Annotated in this window: 20 protein-coding genes; 2 read left to right on the forward strand and 18 right to left on the reverse strand. The window is 64.0% G+C overall.

Features of this window, described 5'->3' with window-relative positions; all coding sequences use genetic code 11:
• Nucleotides 1-18 precede the first annotated feature (18 nt).
• From scpB to BAUR9175_RS19585, 18 genes are read right to left on the reverse strand one after another with little or no spacing between them, the layout of a single operon-like run.
• The gene (gene scpB / locus BAUR9175_RS01500; RefSeq protein WP_009883088.1) at nucleotides 19-651 is read right to left on the reverse strand and encodes an SMC-Scp complex subunit ScpB; all 633 of its coding nucleotides are present in this window, start codon (nucleotides 649-651) and stop codon (nucleotides 19-21) included.
• Nucleotides 648-1532: a segregation and condensation protein A gene (locus tag BAUR9175_RS01505; RefSeq protein ID WP_009883087.1), complete on the reverse strand. Its 885-nt coding sequence runs from the start codon at nucleotides 1530-1532 to the stop codon at nucleotides 648-650. Before BAUR9175_RS01505 ends, scpB begins: the two co-directional genes overlap by 4 nt.
• Before the next feature lie 8 nt (nucleotides 1533-1540).
• On the reverse strand, nucleotides 1541-2410 hold the full coding sequence (locus tag BAUR9175_RS01510) for a ParA family protein (RefSeq protein ID WP_009883086.1): 870 nt from the start codon (nucleotides 2408-2410) through the stop codon (nucleotides 1541-1543).
• Between the two features lie 39 nt (nucleotides 2411-2449).
• Entirely contained in the window at nucleotides 2450-3397 is a 948-nt protein-coding gene (gene xerD, locus BAUR9175_RS01515; RefSeq protein WP_009883084.1) for a site-specific tyrosine recombinase XerD, read from the reverse strand.
• 9 nt (nucleotides 3398-3406) lie between these two features.
• The gene (locus tag BAUR9175_RS01520) at nucleotides 3407-4054 is read right to left on the reverse strand and encodes an NUDIX domain-containing protein (RefSeq protein WP_069600336.1); all 648 of its coding nucleotides are present in this window, start codon (nucleotides 4052-4054) and stop codon (nucleotides 3407-3409) included.
• Between the two features lie 11 nt (nucleotides 4055-4065).
• Nucleotides 4066-5748 (reverse strand): CTP synthase, encoded by a 1683-nt coding sequence (gene pyrG / locus BAUR9175_RS01525; protein WP_069600337.1) that lies wholly within the window; start codon nucleotides 5746-5748, stop codon nucleotides 4066-4068.
• Between the two features lie 8 nt (nucleotides 5749-5756).
• A complete protein-coding gene (locus BAUR9175_RS01530; RefSeq protein ID WP_009883079.1) occupies nucleotides 5757-6893 on the reverse strand; it encodes a hypothetical protein in 1137 nt (378 codons plus the stop codon).
• Nucleotides 6894-6926: 33 nt separating this feature from the next.
• Nucleotides 6927-8099 carry a glycosyltransferase family 4 protein gene (locus tag BAUR9175_RS01535; protein WP_101557490.1) on the reverse strand — a complete coding sequence of 391 codons (1173 nt, stop codon included), beginning with the start codon at nucleotides 8097-8099 and terminating at the stop codon, nucleotides 6927-6929.
• Nucleotides 8096-9829 carry a murein biosynthesis integral membrane protein MurJ gene (gene murJ, locus BAUR9175_RS01540; RefSeq protein ID WP_101582729.1) on the reverse strand — a complete coding sequence of 578 codons (1734 nt, stop codon included), beginning with the start codon at nucleotides 9827-9829 and terminating at the stop codon, nucleotides 8096-8098. The genes BAUR9175_RS01535 and murJ overlap by 4 nt, the downstream gene beginning before the upstream one ends.
• A complete protein-coding gene (locus tag BAUR9175_RS01545) occupies nucleotides 9826-10695 on the reverse strand; it encodes a hypothetical protein (RefSeq protein WP_101582734.1) in 870 nt (289 codons plus the stop codon). Before BAUR9175_RS01545 ends, murJ begins: the two co-directional genes overlap by 4 nt.
• Before the next feature lies 1 nt (nucleotide 10696).
• Nucleotides 10697-11647, reverse strand: a complete 951-nt coding sequence (locus BAUR9175_RS01550; RefSeq protein WP_096161101.1) for a copper transporter — start codon at nucleotides 11645-11647, stop codon at nucleotides 10697-10699.
• Nucleotides 11640-12878 (reverse strand): putative cytokinetic ring protein SteA, encoded by a 1239-nt coding sequence (gene steA / locus BAUR9175_RS01555; protein ID WP_096146997.1) that lies wholly within the window; start codon nucleotides 12876-12878, stop codon nucleotides 11640-11642. Before steA ends, BAUR9175_RS01550 begins: the two co-directional genes overlap by 8 nt.
• A 15-nt stretch (nucleotides 12879-12893) precedes the next feature.
• The gene (gene recN / locus BAUR9175_RS01560; protein WP_096146996.1) at nucleotides 12894-14597 is read right to left on the reverse strand and encodes a DNA repair protein RecN; all 1704 of its coding nucleotides are present in this window, start codon (nucleotides 14595-14597) and stop codon (nucleotides 12894-12896) included.
• Nucleotides 14598-15539, reverse strand: coding sequence for an NAD kinase (locus tag BAUR9175_RS01565; protein ID WP_009883072.1), 942 nt, complete (start codon nucleotides 15537-15539; stop codon nucleotides 14598-14600).
• Nucleotides 15536-16339, reverse strand: a complete 804-nt coding sequence (locus BAUR9175_RS01570) for a TlyA family RNA methyltransferase (protein WP_096157164.1) — start codon at nucleotides 16337-16339, stop codon at nucleotides 15536-15538. The genes BAUR9175_RS01565 and BAUR9175_RS01570 overlap by 4 nt, the downstream gene beginning before the upstream one ends.
• Nucleotides 16336-16581, reverse strand: a complete 246-nt coding sequence (locus tag BAUR9175_RS01575; RefSeq protein ID WP_101582736.1) for a hypothetical protein — start codon at nucleotides 16579-16581, stop codon at nucleotides 16336-16338. The genes BAUR9175_RS01570 and BAUR9175_RS01575 overlap by 4 nt, the downstream gene beginning before the upstream one ends.
• Nucleotides 16574-17608: an HAD-IIA family hydrolase gene (locus BAUR9175_RS01580; RefSeq protein WP_009883068.1), complete on the reverse strand. Its 1035-nt coding sequence runs from the start codon at nucleotides 17606-17608 to the stop codon at nucleotides 16574-16576. Before BAUR9175_RS01580 ends, BAUR9175_RS01575 begins: the two co-directional genes overlap by 8 nt.
• Nucleotides 17605-19902 (reverse strand): hypothetical protein, encoded by a 2298-nt coding sequence (locus tag BAUR9175_RS19585; RefSeq protein WP_257944248.1) that lies wholly within the window; start codon nucleotides 19900-19902, stop codon nucleotides 17605-17607. The genes BAUR9175_RS01580 and BAUR9175_RS19585 overlap by 4 nt, the downstream gene beginning before the upstream one ends.
• Before the next feature lie 894 nt (nucleotides 19903-20796).
• Between BAUR9175_RS19585 and BAUR9175_RS01595 the strand changes: the two genes are divergently transcribed.
• Both BAUR9175_RS01595 and BAUR9175_RS01600 read left to right on the forward strand, forming a co-directional pair.
• Nucleotides 20797-22275 (forward strand): aldehyde dehydrogenase family protein, encoded by a 1479-nt coding sequence (locus tag BAUR9175_RS01595; RefSeq protein ID WP_096162867.1) that lies wholly within the window; start codon nucleotides 20797-20799, stop codon nucleotides 22273-22275.
• Between the two features lie 13 nt (nucleotides 22276-22288).
• A complete protein-coding gene (locus BAUR9175_RS01600; RefSeq protein WP_101582738.1) occupies nucleotides 22289-23851 on the forward strand; it encodes a GMC family oxidoreductase in 1563 nt (520 codons plus the stop codon).
• The last annotated feature ends 189 nt before the right edge of the window (nucleotides 23852-24040 follow it).

The raw sequence follows: 24040 nt of genomic DNA on the forward strand, positions 1-24040 counted from the left end.
AATGTCCATTCTCTCAAATCAATCGTCAACTCGTGACATCTCATCGTCGAGATCGGCCATCTCGTCCTCCACAGAGGCCAGAACCTCCGTGTTGTCGGCACCCAATTCGGCGACATCGGCGTCCTCGGGGAGGTACGGAGCAATCTCCGGCAGGTCGTCGATGCTGTTCATTCCCAGGGCGTCGAGGAACTGGTGGGTAGTGGTGTAGAGCAGCGCCGAGGTGGTCGCCTCCTTGCCCGCTTCGACGATGAGTCCGCGCAGCAGCAGGGTGCGGATCACGCCGTCGACGCTGACCCCGCGGATGGCGGCGATGCGCGGGCGCGAGATCGGCTGCCGGTAGGCGATGACGGCCAGGGTCTCGAGTGCGGCCTGCGACAGCTTCGCGCTCTGTCCGGAGGTGAGGAAGTCCTTGACGATCTCGTGATAGTCCCCGCGGGAGAAGATGCGGAAGCCTCCCGCGACGAGGCGGATCTCGAATCCGCGCTGCCTGCGGTCTTCCCCGCCGTCGTAGTCGGCCTTGAGCTCGGCGATGGCATCGGTAACGGTGTCCTCATCGAGCCCGAGGGCGGTGGCCAGCTCGGTCACCGAGACAGCGGAGTCGCTGATCATGAGGACGGCCTCGATCCCGGCCAGGATTTCATCGTCGATCATGCCGGTCCCTCTTCCTTCTCGGCAGTGTCTTCCTCGTTGACGCCGCCCGCGTATTCTTCGCCACCGTATTCCTCCACGGGAGCGCCGTCCCACTCCCCCTCGGTTCGCAGGTCGACCCCATCGTCGGTGGAGTCGGTGCGGGAGATGAGCAGCGGCCCCAGCGGCTCCTCCTGCGCGAAGTCACACAGGCCGACCTTGAACAGCTCCAGCAACGCGAGAAAGCGGGCCACGACGACCAGCGTGTTGTCAGCGGTGTCGAGGAGCTTCTGGAAGTCCAGGTCCCCGGCCCGCAGCAGGCTGAGGATGTGGCCGCGCTGTTCGGAGACGCTGACCAGCGGCAGATGGATGTGGTCGACGGCGACGCTCGGGGGCGTGTGGTCGCGTTGGAGCACGGTTGCGTAGAGCCCGGCCAGCTCACCGGGACCGATGTGCATCTGCAGCGGGGGCAGCACGTCCTGGAATTCGGGTTCGAGTCCGACGCTGCGTGGTGCCCTGACCGACCCCGCGGCCATGGCTTCGGCGAAGAATCTGCTCACGGACTTATAGGCCCGATACTGCAGGAGCCGGGCGAACAGAAGATCACGAGCTTCGAGCAGTTCGAGGTCGAGTTCCTCCTCGCCGTCCTCGTTGGGCAGCAGTCGCGCCGTCTTGAGGTCGAGGAGGGTCGCGGCCACCAACAGGAACTGGGAAATCTCGGCGAGGCTGGAACCGGCTTTGGCACCGGTGCGTTCGCTGAGACTCGTCGTGTACGCGATGAACTCATCGGTCACCTCGGCGAGGGCGATCTCTGTGACGTCGAGGCGACGTTTCGAGATCAGGCCGAGGAGCAGGTCGAAGGGACCGGAGAAGTTCTCCAGCTCAACCTGGAACCCCTCGTGCACGGTCTCGCTCAGGGTGCGCCTCCGCGGGCGATGAGCTCCCTGGCCAGGCGACGATAGGCTTCCGAGCCTGCGTGCTTGGGAGCGAAGCTCGTGATCGGTTCGGCGGCGACCGAGGCATCCGGGAACTTCACAGTGCGGTTGATGACCGTCTCGAAGACCTTGTCGTCGAAGGCCTCCGTGACACGCGACATGACCTCTTTGGAGTGCAGCGTGCGCGAGTCGAACATCGTGGCCAGGATCCCGTCGACGACGAGGGAGGGATTGAGCCGGTCCTGGATCTTCTCGATGGTCTCCACCAACAGCGCGACACCACGGAGGGCGAAGAACTCGGTCTCAAGCGGAATGATGACGCCGTGCGCGGCCGTCAGCGCGTTGACAGTGAGGAGGCCCAGGGATGGCTGGCAGTCGATGAGGATGACATCGTATTCGTCGGCGACCTTGGACAGCACACGGGAGAGGATCTGCTCCCGAGCGACCTCGCCCACGAGCTGGACTTCGGCGGCGGAGAGGTCGATGTTGGCCGGGAGGATGTCGATGTTGTCGAAATCGGTGCCGACGATGACCTCGTGGGGGTCAAGACGTGAGTTCATCAGCAGGTTGTAGACGCTGATCTCGAGGTCATAGGGGTTGACGCCCAGCCCAACGGACAGTGCGCCCTGCGGGTCGAAGTCGACGAGCAGCATCTTGCGGCCGTAGGCGGCCAGTGAGGCGCCGAGGTTGATCGACGAGGTCGTCTTGCCGACGCCGCCCTTCTGGTTGACCATCGCGATGATGCGGGCGGGCCCATGAGTGTCCAGCGGTGCTGGTTCGTCGAAGTCCTGCTGCTCGGGGACAGTGGATTTCGATTTGGGAATATCCAACGCCTGTTGCGTATTCATCACTCGGATGGCCACCTTTCATTGCTCTCTGCTCCAACCCTACCGCGCCCGAGGGTGCGAGGTCGCGTACACTTCCCGCAATGTTTCCTCCGACACCTTGGTGTAGATCTGCGTGGTAGTGACTGAGGCGTGTCCCAGCAGTTCTTGGACAACGCGGATATCGGCCCCGCCTTCGAGCAGGTGTGTCGCAAACGAGTGTCGGAACGTATGCGGTGACACCTCGGCCTCCAGCCCCGCCAGTTCCCCGGCGTCCTTGACGATCTGCCACGCGGTCTGGCGTGAGAGGCGAGTTCCCCGGGCGTTGAGGAACAGGGCCCCGGCCGGTGCCGATGATCTGGCCTTCGCGGCCATGCTCGGCCTGGTCCGTGATACCCAGGCGCCCAGAGCGGTGGCGGCGTGGGAACCGAAGGGCACGATCCGTTCCTTCCCGCCCTTGCCGTAGAGGCGCACGAGGCTGGTCTCGAGGTCGAGATCGTCGAGATCGACACCGACGGCCTCGGAGATCCTCGCCCCGGTCGCATAGAGCAGCTCGAGCAGTGCGGCCGCACGGATCTGCGCGGGTTCCTCACCGCCGGTGGTTGCCAGCATCGCCTCGATATCGTCTAAGGACAGAGCCTTGGGCAGACGCAGCCCTTCCTGCGGTGGGCTGACCTCGGAGGCCGGATCTGTGGCCGCCAGTCCCTCACCGAGGGCGAATCCGTGGAACCGGCGCACCGCGACGAGTGCTCGTGCTCGGGTCCGTGGCGCCAGGTTCTCATCGAGGAGGTGAAGCGCAAAGGCTTCGACGTGGGTGCGTTCGACCTCGCCGAGGTGGCTCATCCCCTGCCCGTTGAGCCAGGTGCCGTACCTGGCGAGGTCACGGGCGTAGGCGTCGATGGAGTTTCGCGAGAGCCCACGTTCGAAGCGCAGCGAGTTCAGGTACGTCTCAAACGCACGGGCCAGCGACGCCGGAAGTTCGGGGAGAAGTTCGGCACCGTGCCGGGCCATGGCGTGCCCTCAGGCCTGCGGTCGGCCGTCGATGAGGCGGCGGGGCGCGTCGACGCTGCGAGTCCTGGTGGGTTCGCCGGCGGCTTCTGCGCGCAGGATGCGGGCGACCTGCAGGATGGCCAGCTGTGCGATCGCGTTTGTGATCTCACCGGCGCTGACAGCGTCGAGTGCCTCGTCGAGACTGGCCCACCGGAATTTGAAGCCGGCTTCCTCTTCGCTGCGTTCGTGCCGGTCTTCGTCGGCGATGAGTTCGAAGTCCCGGGCCAGGTACAGCCGGATCGTCTCGCTGCTGCCGCCGGGCGTCAGACAGGAGTCGGTGAGGACCTCCCAGCGGGCGGCCCTCAGATCGGCTTCCTCAGCCAGTTCCCGCTGGGCCGCGGCGAAGGGTTCCTCGTCGGGCACATCGAGGAGACCGGCCGGTACTTCCCAGAGCCTGGCCCGAACAGGGTGGCGGTACTGCTGGATGAGCAGGATCCGCTCCTGCTCATCCACGCACGCGATCGCCACAGCACCGGTGTGAGACATCATGTCGCGCACCAGCCCGGTTGCTTCGGGCAGGTCGAAGGTCTCGCGTCGGATGTTCCACACCGCACCGTGGTAGACGACCTCGGAGTCGGTGATGTCCGGCGTATAGGCTTCGTCGCGCAGATCGCTCACGTTGGTCCTGACTACTTCTGGGCCTTCAGCGCCGCTGCCACGAGTCCGGAGAACAGCGGGTGGGGCTTGGTCGGACGTGACTTGAGCTCGGGGTGAGCCTGTGTCGCCACGTAGTAGGGGTGCTCAGATTCCGGCAGCTCCACGAATTCGACGAGTTCACCGCTGGGTGAGGTGCCCGAGAACCGGAGACCGGCCTTGGCCAGATCCTCGCGGTAGGAGTTGTTGACCTCGTAGCGGTGACGGTGACGTTCGGTGATGAGCGTCGAGTCGTAGACTCCGGCGACGACGCTGCCTTCGTCGAGCTTCGCCTCGTAGGTGCCCAGGCGCATGGTACCGCCCAGGTCGCCTTCGCCTTCGACGATGGAGAGCTGCTCGGCCATCGTCGCGATGACGGGGACCTGTGTCTCGGGGTCGAACTCGGAGGACGAGGCATCGGCGATTCCGGCGATGTTGCGGGCGTACTCGATGACCATGCACTGCAGGCCCAGGCACAGTCCCAGGGTCGGGATGCCGTTGGTGCGTGCGTACTTCAGCGCACCGAGTTTGCCTTCGATGCCGCGGATGCCGAATCCGCCGGGCACGCAGATCGCGTCGAGGCCCGAGAGCTTCTCAGCCGCGCCGTCCTCGGATTCGCAGTCATCGGACTGGATCCATTCGACCTTGACGCGAGCGTCGTTGGCGAAGCCGCCGTGACGCAGCGCTTCGGTCACGGACAGGTAGGCGTCGGGCAGGTCGATGTACTTGCCGACGATGCCGATGCGCACATGGTGTGCGGGATTGTGGACGCGTTCGAGTACCCAGTCCCACTTCGTCCAGTCGACGTCGCGGAAGGGCAGGTTGAGACGACGGATCACGTAGACGTCGAGGCCTCCGTCGTGGAGGACCTTCGGGATGTCGTAGATGCTCGGTGCGTCCACGCAGGACACGACCGCGTCGGATTCCACGTCGCAGGAAGAGGCGATCTTCGTGCGGATCGAGTCGGGCAGCTCACGGTCGGAGCGCAGCACGATCGCGTCGGGCTGGATGCCGATCGAGCGCAGTGCGGCCACCGAGTGCTGCGTCGGCTTCGTCTTCAGCTCACCGGAGGGTCCCAGGTAGGGCACGAGTGAGACGTGGATGAAGAAGACGTTGTCGCGGCCGATGTCGTGTCGGACCTGACGTGCTGCTTCGAGGAAGGGCTGGGATTCGATGTCGCCGACGGTGCCGCCGATTTCGGTGATGATGACATCGGGACGTTCCTCGACAGGACGTTCGGCCTGGGCCCGCATCCGTGATTTGATCTCATCGGTGATGTGCGGGATGACCTGCACGGTGTCACCGAGGTAGGCACCACGACGTTCCTTGGCGATGACCGAGGAGTAGACCTGTCCGGTCGTCACATTGGCCGCGCCGTCGAGGTTGACGTCGAGGAATCGTTCGTAGTGGCCGATGTCGAGATCGGTCTCAGCACCGTCTTCGGTGACGAAGACCTCACCGTGCTGGAAGGGATTCATTGTTCCCGGATCCACATTGAGATAGGGATCCAGCTTCTGCATTGCTACCGAGAGTCCGCGCTGAGTGAGCAGGTGACCGAGGCTCGAAGCCGTCAGTCCCTTGCCCAACGAAGAGGCAACGCCTCCCGTGACGAAGATGTGCTTTGCCGTATTTGTGCCGCCTGGGCCAGTTCGATTCACCACGGGATTTGATTCTATCAAAGTCCGGCTCACGAATCCGACGATTCGGCGACTTCGGCGTAGAGATCAAGCAGAGTCGCAGAGATCGCGGCCCCGTTGTTCACGTCGATGACGCGCTTCTTCGCGGCTACAGCCTGCGATCCGCGTCCGGCTGGGTCGTCGATAAGATGATTGATCTCACTCAGAAGTGCGTCCGTGTCGTCGGCGGCAACGGCCTTCGCCGCCGCGCCCCAGATGCCTGCACGTCGTGTGTTGCCGATGAAGACTGCCGGCTTCGACAGCTGCATGAGGTCCTCATGGCTGAGGCCGGTCATGGTCTCGCTGGCGATGACGACGTCCGCGGCTGCTGCCACGTCGACGAGGTCACTGGCGGGGGCGACGATGACGTGTCGGTCTGCGAAGGCGGACTCGATCGTGCTCCGGTCCTTGCCGGTGCCGGTGAGCACCGTGACGACGGGACGTCCGGGCCGTTTCGTGTTGATCTGGTCGGCGGCGTCGAGGACGGTGGCCAGTGCCGTGTGGTCGCGCAGGGCGATGGGGCTGGCGACCATCCAGGTGCCCTCTTCGACGCCGAGTTCCTTGCGCACCTGTGCGCGCGGTGTCCTGACGGTGAGGTCGACGTCGATGTCCGGGTGGACGAGTTCGGCCCGTTCGACGACGGGGACCTTCTCCCCGAAGTAGTCGACGACGGGTTCGGTGGTGCCCAGGATCGCGGTCGCGGTGCGGCCCACGATCTCGGCGCCGGTCTTCTCGATGACGTTGGCCGCGTCGAAGGACTCGACCGTTGCGACGACCTTCGGGTGCAGGCGGGCCGGGAGGCCGGTGAAGGCCAGGCCGGCGAGCGTCGCGGCGTGCAGTCCGTGGGCGTGGACGATGTCCACGTGCTGGTAGTACTTGTGCAGAGTGAATGCGGTGTTGGGATCTGCCAGCGTGAAGCGTCGTCTGGCCGCGAGTTCGATCTCACGGAAGTTGTCTGCCAGTTCCTCGGGGACTCCGAAGGTGCCCAACAGCGAACGGTGGGCGGCGACCGCTACCTTGAAGCCTGCGCGCAGATGCCCGAGCACTGCGAGTTTCGCCACTTCGACAACGGGACCCGTAGTTTCGGCGAGCACATGCAGAATCCTCGTGTCTGCGCTGAGTGGGTGGACCTCGCCGGATTCGCTCATTTCCTCATCCTTTTCATTAGATCGACGCTGCTTCTACCCTACCTGGGAGGGCATGAGTTCCGTGTATATGCCCACCAGTTCTTTGGCCACTTCCCTCTCATCGGGAAGTTGCGCTCCACGAGACTGGGCGCGTGCGGCCAGTTCGGCCCGGCGGGTGGGATCGGTGGCCAGTTCGGCAATGGCTGCGGCCAGTCCGGTGTCATCATCGCTGTCGATGAGAATGCCCGCGTCGCCGACGAGTTCCGTCGTTCCACCGGTGCTCGTGGCGATGATGGCCTGCCCGGAGATCAGCGCCTCCTGCAGCACGAGGGCACGGGCCTCCCAGACGCTGGTGAGGACGTAGAGATCGGCGGCCGCATTGAGTGCCGCGACGTCATCACGCGGGCCCAGGAAATGCAGAGCCGGAATCGCCGAGGTGGCCGCGAGGCTCTCGTACTGCCCCTGCACTTCGTCGAGGACGGTGGGGTCCGCGGCTCCCGCGATGAGGACGACAAGCTCCGGTGTCGTTCGGTCCGAGGCCACAGTTGATACCTGTGCATCGCCGAGGTGGCCCAACGCCCTGATCAGCATCGGATAGTTCTTCTGTGGTGCGACACGCCCGACGGCGAGCACGATGACGGTCTCAGGTCCGAACCCGAATTCCTCGCCCAGGGCTGCACGGGTGGCCAGGACAGCCTCGGCGGGGACGGGGTGAACCTCCGGGGCCGCGACGGGCAGGAACCGGGCGTCGACGGCGCCGAGCTCTCGGGCTCGGTCCACGAGGTCGGTGCTCGCCCCCAGCGTCAGGTCCGCGCCCTTGGCCAGCAGGGTCTCGATGCCGGTTTCGACGGTGCCGCGCAGGCCGTGGCCGCTGGCCTGGTTGTGCAGGCTGATGATGAGGCGGGGACGGCGTCGAGCGGTGCGGACGGACAGGAGAGCGACGAAGCCGGCCCGGAAGCCGTGAGCGTGGACGATATCGGCATCAAAGCTGCCGATGAGACTGCGCAGGCGGATGATCAGCGCGGCATCACGGACACCGATTCCGGTGCCCATGTCGAGGGCGGCGAAGCGAACACCGGGCAATGAGGAGAAACCGAAGTGTTCGTCGGTGGAGGCGGGTCCGATGATTCCGATCTCATGGCCGGCCGCGGCGACATCTCTGGCCAGTGCCTTCACATGGGTGCCGACTCCCCCGGTCGATGTACCGAGCACGTAGACGATTCTCATCTCTCATCCTCATTCTCTTTGGGAGTGATCGGTGGGGCGGCCTGGACGGCAGGGTCAGTCTGTTCGGCCAGGTCGGGGCCACCTCGGCGACCGGCGAGCACCGTTCGCACCTCGGAGATGAACCCTTTGTCGAGGACGACGATCGCTGCGAAGATCGCGCAGCCGATGAGCGCGGAGATCACGCCGTTGGCCACCGAGGACAGTGCGTCGATGCCCACAGGCCCCGCCAACCAATGCGAGACCAGCGCGCCGGCAACCGACGCGAGAGCAGCGGCAACCAGAGACAGCAGGCCTCGGCGCAGCACTCTGTGAAGCCCGGCAGGCCCCAGCACCCGCCGCATCGAGGTCAGCAGGAAACCTCCGGCGACGCTCATGCCGATTGCGTAGCCGATGCAGATGGAGACCAGCGTCAGCCCGTCATCGCCGTCGGCGTTGATGACCAAGACTGCCAACAGCATTCCGACGATGACAAGCAACCAGCCAGTCGTCGTCGCCACCGCTGAATGACGCGAATGTTCCAGCGCGTAGAACACGCGGGTGCCCCAGGCGACGAAGGACCAGCCAGGCACCGCAAGAGCCATGACCATGATCGCCTGACTCATTGCGTCGAAGGGCGCATCTCCGCCTTCGCCTGCGGCATCGATGGCGGTGAAGAACGTCTGCAGAGGCCCTGCCGCGCTGACGAGGATGACCGTGCCCAGCAGACCGATACTGATGATCAGCGCGGTTGTCGTCGAGGTCAGACGTCGCAGTTGAACTCCGGCATTGCCTCTATCCGTATCGCTGGCATCGGGGTCTTTGGAACGAGCGACCCAGGACGACAGGGATGGGAAGACCACCGTGGCGACTGTCACCGCGAGGACACCGTAGGGCAGAAGATAGACGGCGTTGATGTAGCTGAAGAGAACGAAAGTACCCTCGCCACCGGAATGGTTCGACAGGAGCATGGTTGCCAACATCGCGGCCTGCTGTGCCAGCAGCGCCGCCATGCCTGCACCGGCCAGCCGAAGAGCCCGCTGAGCGACTCCGGGTGGGAAACTCCAGGTGGGCCTGATGCGCAGTCCAGTGGTGCGCATGGGCAGAGCCAACGGCAGCGCCAGAGCAGCGACGCCGATGGTCGTGCCCCAGCCCAACCAGCCGATGTGGTCCCGCCAGGATTCGTCGGAGCCGCCGACCATGTTGTAGGCGATGTAGCAGCCGATGACGACGAGGCTGGACAGCAGCGGCGCAAAGGCCGGCCAGATGAACTTTCGATGCGCCTGGAGCACACCGGTGAGCACGGCCCCGATGCCGTAGAGCACCAGTTGGGGCGAGAACATGAGCAGGAACACGACAGTCGCCTCGAGTTGCGCTGTCTTGTCGACATCGGTGCCGATCAGCAAGCTTGCGATCGGGTGCGCGAAGACCGCGAGAATGATGCTCAACGGCAGCGTCACTGAGACTGCCCAGGTCAGCAGCGCCGAGGCGATCCGACCTGCCGTCTCCTTGTCCGATCGGGCCAGAGGAATCGCGAGCAGAGGGATGACGGCACCCGCCAGGGCACCACCTGCGACGACTTCGAAGAGGATGTTGGGAACCAAATTCGCGGTCTGGTAGGCGTTGCCGACCGACCCGGCGCCCACATTGGGCGAGAATACGAGCCACCTCAGGAACCCGACGAGTCGGGTGAAGAGGGTGATGACCGAGACGAGCAGCGCCGCGGAGGCGAAGACTCGAACCACCTTATTCACACGACCTCGCGGCCGAAGGCGTCGATCTCTCGCAGTCCCGGAGTGGATTCGATGATCGAGGTGAAGGAGACCTTCTCGCTGAGCAGGGTGAGACCGACCAGTCCGGTGAGAACCAGCGCACGCTGCTTGGCCGTGGAGTTCTCGACCAGGATCGTGCCCAGAGCCGCACCGAGTGCGTTGGCGCCGGTGTCGCCGAGCATGACGGCACCGTCGAGGTCATCGGGCCAGGCCGCCGTGCTGGCCCCGGCGATGGCCGCACCGGGTGCCCAGGTCAGGCCATGTCTGTGGGGCATGAAGGCCAACGTCAGCAGTCCCGCCTTGAGCGCACGTCCGGGGCGCAGATCGAGCAGATTGAACAGGTTCGCGGTGCCGGCGATGACTCCCCCGGTGACGACGACGTCGACCGTGGACCCCCACCATGTCTGGGCTTCGGTCGTCCGATGGGAAGAGAACAGCCCGTGGTTGTTTCGACCGGTGCGCAGGATCGTCGCTGCGGCGATCGAGGCCAAGGGGATGCCGATGACCTTGATCGCACCGGTGGTGATCTCGCCGCGGGACAGAGCCTCGAGATGGCCACGCAGTCCCTTCGAATCCCCGGATTCGAGGAAGTCATCGACCGCACCCAGGCCGCCGGAAACTGTGGTCACCAGCAGAGTGGCCGCGCGCTGGCGTGGTTCTTCGATGAGGAGGCTGCCGGCGACCAGTCCGGCGGTGACGGCCGGGCCTTCGACGAGGGAGACGTCATTTCCGGCATGGTTGGTGCGCACCACCTTGTCATGGGTGCGCAGCTTCGAGTTGAGGATGGCTCTGGTCGCCGTGTAGCCGACGAGGCCGGCGACGGCGGAGCTGACGAGTGAGCGGATCATCTCAGTCCTTTCCGGGCATGATCTCTTCGGCGTCATCGGAGAAGCCGTAGTGGCCGTGGGTTCCGGCTTCGCCTGCAGCAAGGGCTCGCACAGTGATGACGGCTCCGGCTCCCAGGCCGAGTCCGTCGACGGTGCTGGCTCGCGACTTCTCCGTCCGGAGGATCGAGACGAGTCCGTTCTGGGCCGAACCGGCGTCTCCTGCCACGACCACGGACTTCGAGTCCGAGGTCAGCGCATTGACGAAGTCGGTGATGAGGGTCCGGTTGGCCTTGTCATCGGTCGCTTCGGGGCTGGGTTCGGTCTCGTCGGCGAGCTTTGAGTTCTCGTCATCGATAACGACGAAGAGCGGGGTGGGCTTGTGGTCGGTGTCGGTGCGCAGTCGGCCCGCGTCGACGAAGGCATCGAAGATTCCGGAGGACTTCTTCTCCGCAGCGTCCCGGTCCTCGCTGTCCTCGAGCATCGAGGCGTTGCCGGTCAGGGCGATGACGAGGGCGGCCCGCAGTGCTGTCGAATCGTCCTTGGGCAGACTCGGAACCGAGGCCCGCAGGATCTTGAGGAACTCTTCGGAGTCCGCCAGCGACAGGGTGTTGTCGACGAAGGAGACGTCTCCGCCGATCTTGCCGCCTGCTTCCTTGATCCGGTTGGTGACCTCTTCGACCTGCTCAGGATCGGCATTGGGTGCACCGATGATGCTGACGTCCTTACCTTCGAGTGTGTCGCCGATGAGTTCGGGGGCGGCGGAGGTCACGAAGTCGTTCTGCTTGTCGATGTTGCCGTTGGCGGCATCGATCTTCGCGCGCAGGTCGTCACGGTCGGCCCGCAGTGAGTCGACCTGACTCTGCAGGGACTCACCGATCGGCTCCTTCAGCGGTCCGGCGCCCAGGACGATCCCCACCGCCAGGGCGAGGAAGACCGAGACGAGGGAGACGAGGTGGTAACGAAAATCAATCACTGGTCAGTCCTTGAATGATGCTGGCAGATTCTGAAGATGCAGCAGGGTCGCCGCCGAACAGGGAGCCGATCCATCCGAAGACCCCGTCGAGTTGGGCTCCGATGAGTCCGATGAGGGTCTGGCCGGCAGCGGTCGCGAACAGGGCCACACCGAGTGCGACGAGACCAGCGATGATCAGGACGCTCAGCTGCAGGCTGGAGATCCTCTGTCGATACAGCAGGGACACGCCCTTGGCGTCGATGAGCTTCGAGCCCACCCGCAGTCGCGTGATGAATGTCGAGGCCATGCCCTTGCGCCCCTTGTCGAGGAACTCCATCACGGTGTCGTGGGTGCCCACGGCCACGATCAGGTCGGCACCTTTGTCGTCGGCCAGCAGCATGGCGATGTCCTCGCTGGTGCCGGAGGCGGCGAAGGCGACGCAGTCGACGCCGAGGGAGTGAACGCGCTCGGTTCCCGGAGCGTTTCCGTCCCGGTAGGCGTGGACGACGATTTCGGCTCCGGAGGTCAGCGCGGTGTCGGAGACGGAGTCCATGTCGCCGACGATCATGTCGGGCTTGTATCCGGCCTCGATGATGGCGTCGGCCCCGCCGTCGACTCCGACGAGGAGCGGACGGTATTCGCGGATGTAGGAGCCGAGGATCGCGAGGTCCTCTTTGTAGTGATAGCCGCGGACGACGATGAGGACGTGTCGGCCCTCGAACTTCGTGGCCACCTCGGGGACGACGAGCTCGGCCGAGAGGAGGTCGGAGTCCTTGCGGATGTATTCGATCGTGTTGTCGACGAAGTCCACGAGCACGGAGTTCATTCCGGCTTCGGCTGCGTGCATGTCCTCCGCGATCGTCTCCGAGGTCTGGACGATGCCGGTGGCGATCTCCTTCTCATCGAGGAACACGGTGTCATCGGAGATGCTGATCTGGGCGTTCTCGTCGACTAGGTCGAAGATCTCGGGCCCGGTGGCGTCGAGGAGGGGGATGCCCGCGTCGACGATGATTCCCGGTCCCAGGTTGGGGTAGCGTCCGGAGATCGATTTGTCTGCGTTGATGACGGCTGCGGGTTTGCAGGCCACGAGCGCCTCGGCGGAGATTCGGTCGATGTCGCCGTGTTTGATGACTGCGATATCGCCTGCGCTCAGCCGTTTGGTGAGGTCTTTCGTCCGCCGGTCGAGCCTGGCGGGAGCCGGGCCTGACCTGGTCGGGACTATGTGCTTCTCCCGGGTTCTACGCGCTCTCATGGTGAGCCTATTCTCTCATGTCAGCGCAGCTGAGCCGGTCTTGACCTGCCGGGCCGAGTCCAGCAGTTCGGCTGCATGGGCCTTTGCTGAGGAGGAGTCCTCCATGCCTGCCAGCATCCGTGAGAGTTCGATGACCCGTTCGTCCTCGCTGAGTTCTCTGACCCCGGACATCACGGTCTCGGCGTCATCGTCCTTGACGATGGTCACGTGGGTGTCGGCCCAGGCCGCGACCTGCGGCAGGTGGGTGACGACGATGACTTGGGCGTTCTCGGCCAGCTTCGCCAGTCGTCTCCCGATCTCGATGGCGGCCTTTCCGCCGACACCGGCATCGACTTCGTCGAAGACGTAGGTGGGGATGGCCTCCCCTGCCGCGCGGACGACTTCGATGGCGAGCATCACGCGTGAGAGCTCACCGCCGCTGGCGACCTTGCCGATGTCGTCACCGGCCGAGGAGTCGTGCGGAGCGAAGGTCAGTCGCACGTCGTCACAGCCGTGGGCTGCCGGTTCTCGGTCGGTGAGTTCGAACGTCACCTGGGCCTTCGGCATCGACAGGGCTGCCAGTTCTGCGCTCACGGCGCGGGAGAACGATGCGGCGGTAGCCGTTCTGATCTCGGTCAGTCCGCGAGCCGCCTCGACCATTGCGCTGTGGGCTTCGTCGAGTTCGGCATCGAGCTGGTCGAGATCACGGTCATCGGCTTCGAGCTCTGCCAATTCCTGAGCTGAACGGGTTTCGAAGTCGAGTACCTCGGTCACGTTCTGGCCGTAGGCTGCCAAGGATCCGAGTTCGGCTCTGCGGGCCTCAGTCTCTTCCAGTGAGGTCTCCCCCAGCTCGTCGAACCCGGTGAGGTAGGAGCTGAGCTCCGCGGCGGAGTCGGACAGGCGCAGGACGGCGTCGTTGAGGGCGGCCTTGATGCGGGCCAGTTCCGGGTCCGCGGATTCGACGTCAGACAGGGCGCTGATCGCCTGGTGTACGTGGTCGACAGCAGCACCGGCGTCGTCGAGTTCGCTGCCGAGCAGGAGGTCATGGGCGCTGCCGACGGCCTGCGTGATCTCGGCGGCGGCACCGAGTTTCGCGGCCTGCGCGGTCAGGGCTTCGTCTTCGCCTGGAACCGGGCGCACCTTGTCGATGGCCTCGAGGCAGCCGTTGAGCCACAGGATCCTCTCCCGCCTGGCAGCGGTGCTGTCCTTGATGCGGGCGACCTTGGTCTGGGTCTCGCGCCAGTTCTCAAATGCTGCGTGGTATTTCTTGGCCACTGCTTCGAGTTCGGGGCCGCCGGCTGCGTCGAGGAGCTGCCGCTGCTGGGCGGGGCCTTTGAGTCGCAGCTGTTCGGACTGTCCGTGCAGGGTGATGAGCTCGTCGGAGATCTCGGTGAGCACGGAGATGGGGACGGTGCGTCCTCCGGCGGTGGCGCGGGCTCGGCCCTTCTGGGCCACGGTGCGGGAGATGATCGCTTCATCTTCGGCGCTGCCGCCTGCCTCTTCGATGCGGGAGCGCACGGAGTCTGTGACGGAAGAGAAGATGCCTTCGACCTCGGCCTTCTCGGCTCCCTTGCGGACCACACCGGAACCGACCTTGCGGCCCATGAGCAGGCTCAGTGCTGAGACGAACATCGTCTTGCCGGCACCGGTCTCACCGGTGACGACGGTGAAGCCGGTGGAGAGTTCGACCTCTGCTTCGGCGATCACGCCGAGGTGGGAGATCCTCAGTTCGGAAATCATCTACGCCTCCTCGATCGGTCCCCGCCAACCGGAGACGGGCAGTCGGAACTTCGCCACCAATCGATCGGTGAAGGGACCGGTGTGCAGCCGGGCCAGTTTGATCGGGGACTGTGAGCGCTTGGCTTCGATCCGTGCCCCGGCGGGCAGCTCCAGGGCTCTGCGTCCGTCGCACCACAGGACTGCTGAGAAGTCGGGGTTGCGTGGGGAGATCTCGACGCCGAGGCGGGAGTCGGGGTTGACGACGAGTGGTTCGGTGAAGAGGGCGTGGGCTGAGATCGGGATGAGCAGCAGTGCTTCGACCTCGGGCCAGACGATGGGTCCTCCGGCGGAGAACGCGTAGGCGGTCGATCCGGTCGGCGTCGCCAGGATCACTCCGTCGCAGCCGAAGGAGGACACAGGGCGGGCGTCGACGCCGAGGACGACGTCGATCATGCGGGCCTTGGAGGTCTTTTCGATGGTGGCTTCGTTGAGGGCCCAGGCGTTGTAGATCGCCTCCCCTTCGTGCCAGACGGTGACGTCGAGGGCGAGGCGCTCCTCGACGAGGTAGTCACGTTGGGAGGCTCGGTGGACCGCCTCGGCGAGGTCCTCTCTCTCGCTTTCGGCGAGGAATCCCACGTGTCCGAGGTTGACGCCCATGAGCGGCACACCGGACCCGTGGAAGCGTTCGGCCGCGCGCAGGATCGTGCCGTCGCCGCCTAAGACGATGACGAGTTCGCATTTGGTCTTCCAGATCGCCAGCTGGGCTGGGTCGATGACCTCGCAGCGGCTGAGCAGCTCCTGCTGCACGTCGGCGTGGGAACTGCGTTCGGCGAAGTTGAGGACCTCTTCGTCGAGGACGACTGGGGTGATTCCGTCGTCGAGGAGCGCCTTCCACACGCTCACTGCTGCCACTGCTGATTCCTCGCGTTGGGGGTGCAGCAGCACCATGATGTGTCGGCTCACGGCTCTCCTCTCATGATCTGATCCAGATGGGTTTCGATGTCCGCCTCGTTGAGCCTATCGGACTCGGTTCGTGTTTTCCCTGGTCGAACACGCAGGAAATACTCCCGGTTTCCGCTCGGACCTGGGAGGACGGAGGGCGCGATGTCGATTACGCGAGCCTCGTGTTCGCTGATGCCGGCGAGGACGGAGTCGAGGGCGCGCCGCCGTTTGGCCGCGGTCGCCACGACCCCGTGTTTGTCGAGTGCTCCGCGGGCGAGTTCGAATTGGGGCTTGACCATGAGCAGCAGCTCACCGGTGGGTCGTGTGGCTGCCAGCAGTGGGGCCAGCAGGAGGCGCAGGGAGATGAAGGACACGTCGGCAACGACCAGGTCGACCTGAGGCACGTCCGAGTCGTCGAGCTCGCGGAGGTTGAGGCCTTCCCGGACATGGATACGCGGGTCCTCGCGGAGTCCGGCATCGAACTGGTCGTGTCCGACGTCGACGGCCCAGATCTCCGCTGCGCCGCGGTGGAGCAGGACTTGCGTGAAGCCACCGGTGGAGGCGCCCGCGTCGAGTGCGGTCAGTCCTGTGACGTCATCGATTGAGAATGATTCAAGCGCGCCGAGGAGTTTGTGGGCACTGCGTGCCACCCACGGGTCGGGTTCTGTGACGCTGAGTTCATCGGAGTCGGACACGACCTGCGAGGGCTTCGACACTGTGTGGCCGTTGACGCTGACGCGTCCGGCGGCGATCTCTCTTGCCGCACGGGAGCGTGTGGCGATCAGTTCCCGTTCGACCAGTTCGCGGTCGAGTCTGCTCACAATGAACTCACCTGCGAGTCGAGGTCGTCGAGGAGTGCGGAAAGCTGGTCGTGCCGTTCGGCGCTGGGTGCCTCGCCGATCTGTTCGAGGTCGCGGCGCCAGGCTTCGACCGGCACATCACCGTTGACCGAGGCCGGCGTCGGTCCTGGTGCGGGTGTCGGTCCTGGTGCGGGTGTCGGTCCGGGTGCCGGCGCTGGAGTCGGTGCGGCAGGCTGCTGTGGCTCGTGGCTCGGTTCAGTCATGGATCCTCCGTGGCAGATTCCCTGGAGCCACGTCCTCGCCGCGGTCCATCGCCTCCCATGCTAATCGGAGTGCGCTCTCGACCGTTGAAACACTGTCCTGGGCAGACTCGTCCACACGGAGTTCACCGTCGACGATCTGACATGCTGCCGACCCCGAAGTCTCGTCCGACGCTGGTTGCGCGCTGCCGGTGATCAGAGTCGGCAGACTCCGCAGACTGGGCAGGATGTAGGTGGGGCGCAGCTCGGAACTCGCGTGGAGTGCATCGTGGATGTCGTGGACGCCGGTGAGGACGAGTGCGGTTTCGAATCCGGCCGAGTTGCCGCCTTCGATGTCGGTGTCGAGACGATCGCCGACCATGAGAGGTCGTTGGGCTCCGCACCTGTGGGCTGCGAATTCCATCATGTGCGGAGAGGGTTTGCCGACGACGGTCGGCTGTGAGCCGGTGAGTCGCGCGAGCATGTCGATGAACGCACCGTTTCCCGGGACTCGGCTTTTGGGCCCGACCATCGAATAGTCGGGGTTGGTTGCCCACCATTCGATGCCTGCCGTGATGGCCTCGCAGGCGGCTACGATCCGCTGATAGGAGATCTCCGGGTCGAGGCCCTGGGCGATCGCCACTGGGCCATCATCGAGGGTGCGTGTGACCCGGAGGCCCTCGGATTCCAGTGCGGTTGCCAGTCCGGTGGCGCCCACCAGGTAGATGAGTGCGCCGGTCCCGAACTTCGCAGCGAGCTTCCCCGCCAGCACCTGCGCCGAGGTGGTCACCTCGGCGGGTGTCGTGCTGATTCCCAGCGTGGAGATGTGATCGGCCACCACCTCGGCGGTGCGGGTGGCATTGTTCGTCACATAGCTGACGGGGATTGACTGATCGTGGAGGAAGTTGATGCCCTCCACGGCTCCGGAGATCGGTTCCGGACCGTGGTAGACAACGCCGTCGAGGTCGAACAGCACACAGTCGATCGGTGCGCCCGATTGCTCAGGCGCACGGCGATCAACCGGTGCTGCTGCATTGGCGACTGGCGTCACTGATGACCGTTCAGCCGATACGAGACGTTCGTCTCCTCTGAGCTCGCGTTGTCGGCAGGCTTGAGGCTCGTGCCCGATTCTTCGGGTTCCGCGTGAACTTCTTCGTCGGAGGTCTCGGAAGTCTCCTCATCGGAGGCGGCGCTTTCCTCGGCGTCCTCGAGCAGTTCGTCGAGTTCAGCTTCGATCTCCTCTTCGGAGACCTTGACCTTCTTCAGTTCCTTCTCTGAGACGTGCGTCTTCGACTTCGCCGGAACGTGATCGTCTCCAGCCGCGTCAGCAACGGCATCTGTAATGGCGTTGTCTGCGACGAGGCTGGCAGTAGGGGCATCGTCGGCCTCGGCATCGCCAGCGTCCTCGTCGAACTCTGTTTCGCCCGCACCCTCAGCGTCTGCGTCGTCGAAATCGACATTGTCGGCGCCTGAACCAGCCGCGGTCGAAAGTTCGGTCTCGGCATCGTCGAACTCAGCATCTTCGAGTTCTGCAGCGTCCCTGTTGTCAGCGTCGGCCATGCCAACAGCATCAGCATCGTGTGCCGAGCCGTACTCAGCCTCAGCAGGAGCATCGTCGAGTGAGGCAGGCTCGTCATCTTCGATCTCTTCGACGGTCTCGATTTCCACGCCGAGGTTGGGATCTGGCTCTTCGTCCCCGAAGAGAGTGCCCGTGGCCTTGGCAGTGCGACGCGAAAGCTCTTCGTACTTGTCGGCCATCTCGGTTTCTCCGTGCAGGCGCAGCACTTCGGAATATGCGGCCATCAGTCGCACCAATGCACCGCTTGGCTTCTGAGTGAAGTCCTCGGCTTCGATCAGAGCGCGTGCGCCCTTGAGGTCACCGAGGTCCGACTTCGCTCCGGCTGCCACGATGACGAGTTCGGTGCGAGCATCGTTGTCGAGGTCGAGCTCTGCTGCCGACTCGAACAGTTCAAGTGCCTTCTGTGGCTTCTCACGGCCACGTTCGGCATCGGCGATGAGCGCGATGTTGTCGTCCGAACCAGAGATACGACGGTGAGTGCGCAGTTCGCGCACCGCCTCGTCGTACTTCTCCACGTGGTAGGCGGCAATGCCGAGGGCTTCTCGGACGAGACCGACGCGACCCGCGCGGGCCATGGCTGCCTTTGCGTGTTCGTAGGCGCGTTCCGGATCGACGTCCAGGAATCCTCCGGCGGAGACGAGGTGCTTGGCAACTGCCGCAGCATTCTCCTTGTCGAGGGAACGCAGCTGGCCCAACAGCTCCTTGTCGAGCTCCTTGCCGGTGACCTCTTCGGGGATCGGCGGCTCTTGGATCCGCGGACGACGGGCACGCTGCTCGCGTGCGTATTCGCCGGTTTCGGTTGACCGAACGGCCCTACGGTCGTTGTTGTTGCGACCGAATCCACCGCGATCACTACCGCCGCCTTCACGACGTCGGTCTCCTCCGCGGTCATTACGGCGATCGCCCTGGTATCCCCCACGACGATCGTCCCGACGGTCACCGCTGAAGCTGCGACGCTCACCATCATTGGAGCGATTGCCCTGGTAGCCCCCACGGCGTTCACCGTCATTGGAGCGATTGCCCTGGTAACCACCGCGACGTTCACCATCGTTGGAACGGTTACCCTGGTAACCACTGCGACGTTCACCATCGTTGGAACGATTGCCTTGGTATCCGCCACGGCGTTCACCGTCATTGGAGCGATTGCCCTGGTAACCACCGCGACGTTCACCATCGTTGGAACGATTGCCCTGGTATCCGCCACGGCGCTCACCATCGTTGGAGCGATTGCCCTGGTATCCACCTCGGCGATCATCTCGACGGTCGCCACCGAAGCTACGACGCTCACCATCGTTAGAGCGATTGCCTTGGTATCCGCCACGGCGTTCACCATCGTTCGAACGGTTACCTTGGTAACCCCCACGGCGTTCACCGTCATTGGAGCGATTCCCCTGGTAACCGCCACGACGCTCACCGTCGTTCGAACGGTTGCCCTGGTAGCCCCCACGACGCTCACCGTCATTGCGACGGTCGCCACCGAAGCTGCGGCGCTCACCGTCGTTACTGCGATTGCCCTGGTAACCCCCACGGCGCTCACCGTCGTTACTGCGATTGCCCTGGTAACCACCACGACGTTCACCGTCGTTCGAACGGTTACCTTGGTAGCCGCCTCGGCGGTCGTCGCGACGATCGGAGTTACGTGACCCGCGCTCGTCCCGGGACTGGTGAGAGTCCTGTCGACGATTGTGATTGCTGTCGCGATCTGAGCGGCGCCCGCCGTCCGAACGGCGGTTGTGCTGGCTGTCTCGCGAATCCCCTGGGGCCACGATTCTCCCTATAAAGTCTTTTCAATGATTCCGCACCATTCTAGTCCACTCGAAACGGGTAAGTCCTGTGCGTGGGAACACGTATTTATGGTGAACGAAGAGCAGCAGCGACTGCGGTAAATTCTCTTTCACCACCGGCGGACAGGTTAAGACCGAACAACTAGAGGGTCTGCCGGAACCTCATTCGGCCACGTGGCCACTCGGCGAATGGTTAGCAGGAACACTCGCCTATTAGAAATCCAGCTCCGGCAAAAGTTCAGGAGCTCGTTCAAGTGCTCTGTTAGAATCATGGCGAACCGTCCCGCCAGCATTGGTCTGCGGAGACGTACGGTCATCTCATCGCGGTCAGTAGGGGATTCATGAAGCCTGGTGTGGAAGATTCGAGCATGATGATCAGCTCCTCGTGCGCGCCCACATCAATAGCTTCATCAACACGCGAAACTACATCCGAAATTACACCTCATCTGCACTCACACGCCATTGCCGGTCGTCGCTTTAGTCGTCGCAGTGGGATTTCCTGCCCATTCAAATGCGCTATCGCCATCCCGTCAATTGTGCTCATTGTCACCGCGGACTCCGAGTCAGGTCCGAAGATGCTGGCTCGGTATAACCCGGATGGTGCCGGCAGTTCCCTGCCCACCTATGCGGACGCAGATATCGGCATCCACTACCGTTCACACCCGCATATGCGCACCGTGACGCCTTCATTTTGTGATCCGATTCATTCGATTAAGCGTCGGATGCCCCTGTTCGCATATCGTGGCCTTCAGAAGCGGCACTACCAGCGGAAAGAGGAGCCATGCCCTCAACTTTGACTCCCCCGCCCACAGTGGTGCAACGGAGAACCTCAAACTCAATCTCAGCAATTTTCACCATCAAGGAATAGGAGACATCGTGCCCAACACGCTTTTCATCGATGGACAGTGGGTTTCGGCCCAAAACGGCGGGATCAGAGAGATCCATAATCCTGCCGACGGCAGCTTCGTCGCCGAGGTGGACGAAGCCAGTCCAGCTGACACCGAACTCGCAATCGCTGCCGCACGTCGAGCCTATGACTCGGGCGTCTGGGCAAGCGTGCCCGCCAGCGAACGAGGCGACCTTCTCCTCAAGTTCGCTTCGGTCCTGCGTGAGCGCAAGGCCGAGTTCGCTCGTGCCGAGTCCCTTGACACCGGCAAGCGCTACGTCGAGTCCGAGATCGACATGGACGATATCGCCAACTGCTTCGACTACTTCGGCAAGCTTGCCGCCAATGATGCAGGCCGCGTCGTCGACGCCGGAACCGACACCGTCGCCAGCCGCATCGTCCACGAACCAGTCGGCGTCTGCGCTCTCATCACACCGTGGAACTACCCGCTGCTGCAGGCCGCATGGAAGATCGCACCGTGCCTGGCAGCCGGTAACACGTTCATCCTCAAGCCCGCCGAGCTCACCCCGCACACGGCGATCCTGACGATGAAGGTGCTGGAAGAGTTGGGACTGCCCGCAGGTGTGGGCAACCTGATCCTCGGCGCCGGTGCAGATGCTGGAGCACCACTGTCAACACACGATGACATCGACATGGTCTCCTTCACCGGCGGACTGGTCACCGGACGTCTGCTGGCAGCCAACGCCGCAGCCACCGTGAAGAAGATCGCCCTGGAACTCGGTGGCAAGAACCCGAACGTCGTCTTCGCCGATGCCGACTTCGAGGCCGCTGTCGACAACGCGCTCAACGCCGCGTTCGTCCATTCCGGTCAGGTCTGCTCCGCAGGCGCACGACTCATCGTCGAAGAATCGATCGCCGAGAAGTTCGTCGACCGTCTCGTCGAGCGTGCTCAGCAGATCCGCCTCGGCGGACCCTTCGATGACAACGCAGAAACCGGACCGCTCATCTCCGCAGCCCACCGCGACAAGGTCACCGCCTATGTCGACAAGGGCGTTGCAGAAGGCGCCCGTGTGCGCTGCGGCGGCACCTGGGGCGAGGGCGACCTGGAGAAGGGCTACTACTACCTGCCGACCATCCTCGACCAGGTTGAACGCGGAATGTCCGTGGTCTCCGACGAAGCCTTCGGTCCTGTCGTCACCGTCGAAACATTCTCCACGGTCGACGAGGCCGTCGAGATCGCCAACGACACCTACTACGGCCTCGCCGGCGCAGTCTGGAGCCAGGATGCCGGCAAGACCCAGCTGGTCGCCCAGCGCCTGCGCCACGGAACCATCTGGATCAACGACTTCCACCCCTACCTGCCACAGGCAGAGTGGGGCGGATACAAGCAGTCAGGCTCCGGACGCGAGCTGGGACCGACCGGTCTGGCCGAATACCAGGAAGCCAAGCACATCTACCAGAACCTCGAGCCCGCCGTCACCGGCTGGTTCCCCGACCACAGCAAATAAGGAGAGTCAGAACGTGGAAACAACTAATAGCTTTGACTATGTCGTCGTGGGCGGAGGCTCCGCGGGTGCCGCTGTGGCAGCACGCCTCAGCGAGGATCCCGACGTCAGCGTCGGTCTGCTGGAAGCGGGCCCGACCGATGTCGGCGAGGACGTCATCCTCAGCCTCAACCGCTGGATGGAACTGCTCGAGTCCGGCTTCGACTGGGACTACCCCATCGAGGAGCAGGAGCACGGCAACTCTCATATGAGGCATGCCAGGGCAAAGGTCCTCGGCGGCTGCTCCTCGCACAACTCATGCATCGCCTTCTGGGCACCGCGCGAGGATCTCGACGACTGGGAGACCAAGTTCGGCGCCACCGGGTGGGGATCAAAGGACACCTTCGGCCTGTACAAGAAGCTCGAGAACAACGAGCTTCCCGGTGACCACCACGGTCACGATGGCCCCGTGCACTTGATGAATGTGCCGCCGAACGACCCCTGCGGTGTTGCCCTGCTCGACGCCTGTGAGCAGGAGGGCATCCCCCGCGTTCAGTTCAACGAAGGCGAAACCGTCATCAACGGTGCCAACTTCTTCCAGGTCAACCGCAAGGCCGACGGCACACGTTCGTCCTCCTCGGTGTCCTACCTGCACCCGATCCTCGACCGTGAGAATCTCACGATCCTCACCGACACTCAGGCCAAGGTCCTCGAGTTCGATGAGCAGGAGAACTGCACCGGCGTCCACGTCGTCAACAACGCCTTCGGTCACACCAAGCGCATCGAAGCCAAGCGGGAAGTCATCGTCTCCTCTGGTGCGATCAACACCCCGCAGCTGCTGATGCTCTCCGGTATCGGACCCAAGGACCACCTCGCCGAGGTGGGTATCGATGTTCGCGTCGATTCGCCGGGAGTCGGTGAACACCTCCAGGACCACCCCGAAGGTGTCATCGCCTGGGACGCGAAGAAGCCCATGGTCGACGACTCCACCCAGTGGTGGGAGGCCGGCATCTTCACACCGACCGAAGAGGGCTTGGACCGCCCTGACCTGATGATGCACTACGGTTCCGTGCCGTTCGACATGCATACCCTGCGTCAGGGATACCCGACGTCGGAGAACACCTTCTGCCTGACACCCAATGTCACGCATGCCCGCTCACGCGGCACCGTGCGTCTGCGCTCACGTGACTTCCGGGACAAGCCCCACGTCGACCCTCGGTACTTCACCGATCCAGAGGGCCACGATATGCGCGTCATGATCGCCGGTATCCGCAAGGCTCGGGCCATCGTGGCCCAGGACGCCATGTCCGAGTGGGCCGGTGAGGAATTGTTCCCCGGCAAGCATGTGCAGACCGATGAGCAGATCGAGGACTACATCACCCGCACCCACAACACCGTCTACCACCCGGTGGGCACAGCACGTATGGGTGCCGCCGATGACCAGTCCTCGCCGCTGGATCCCCAGCTGCGGGTCAAGGGCGTCAACCGCCTCCGCGTCGTTGATGCTTCGGCCATGCCGGAGATCACGACGGTCAACCCCAACATCACAGTGATGATGATGGGTGAGAAGTGCGCCGAAATGATCAAATCAGGATCCTGATACCTCGCCTCATGACACTGAGCGGTCGAGACCGAACAGTGTTCTGACGCAAGGAGATTAGAGGCTCATCGTAATTGAGAGTGTAGAACCGGTCTGAAGCCACCGGACTCGAGCAGACACCTGGCGATGTAGTGGGTGATGTTACGGAACCCCAGAGCAGACCCGCGGAGGTGTTCAAGCCTGCCGTTG

Origin of the sequence: Brevibacterium aurantiacum (genome assembly GCF_900169065.1) — a bacterium.
GTDB classification, from domain to species: Bacteria; Actinomycetota; Actinomycetes; order Actinomycetales; family Brevibacteriaceae; genus Brevibacterium; species Brevibacterium aurantiacum.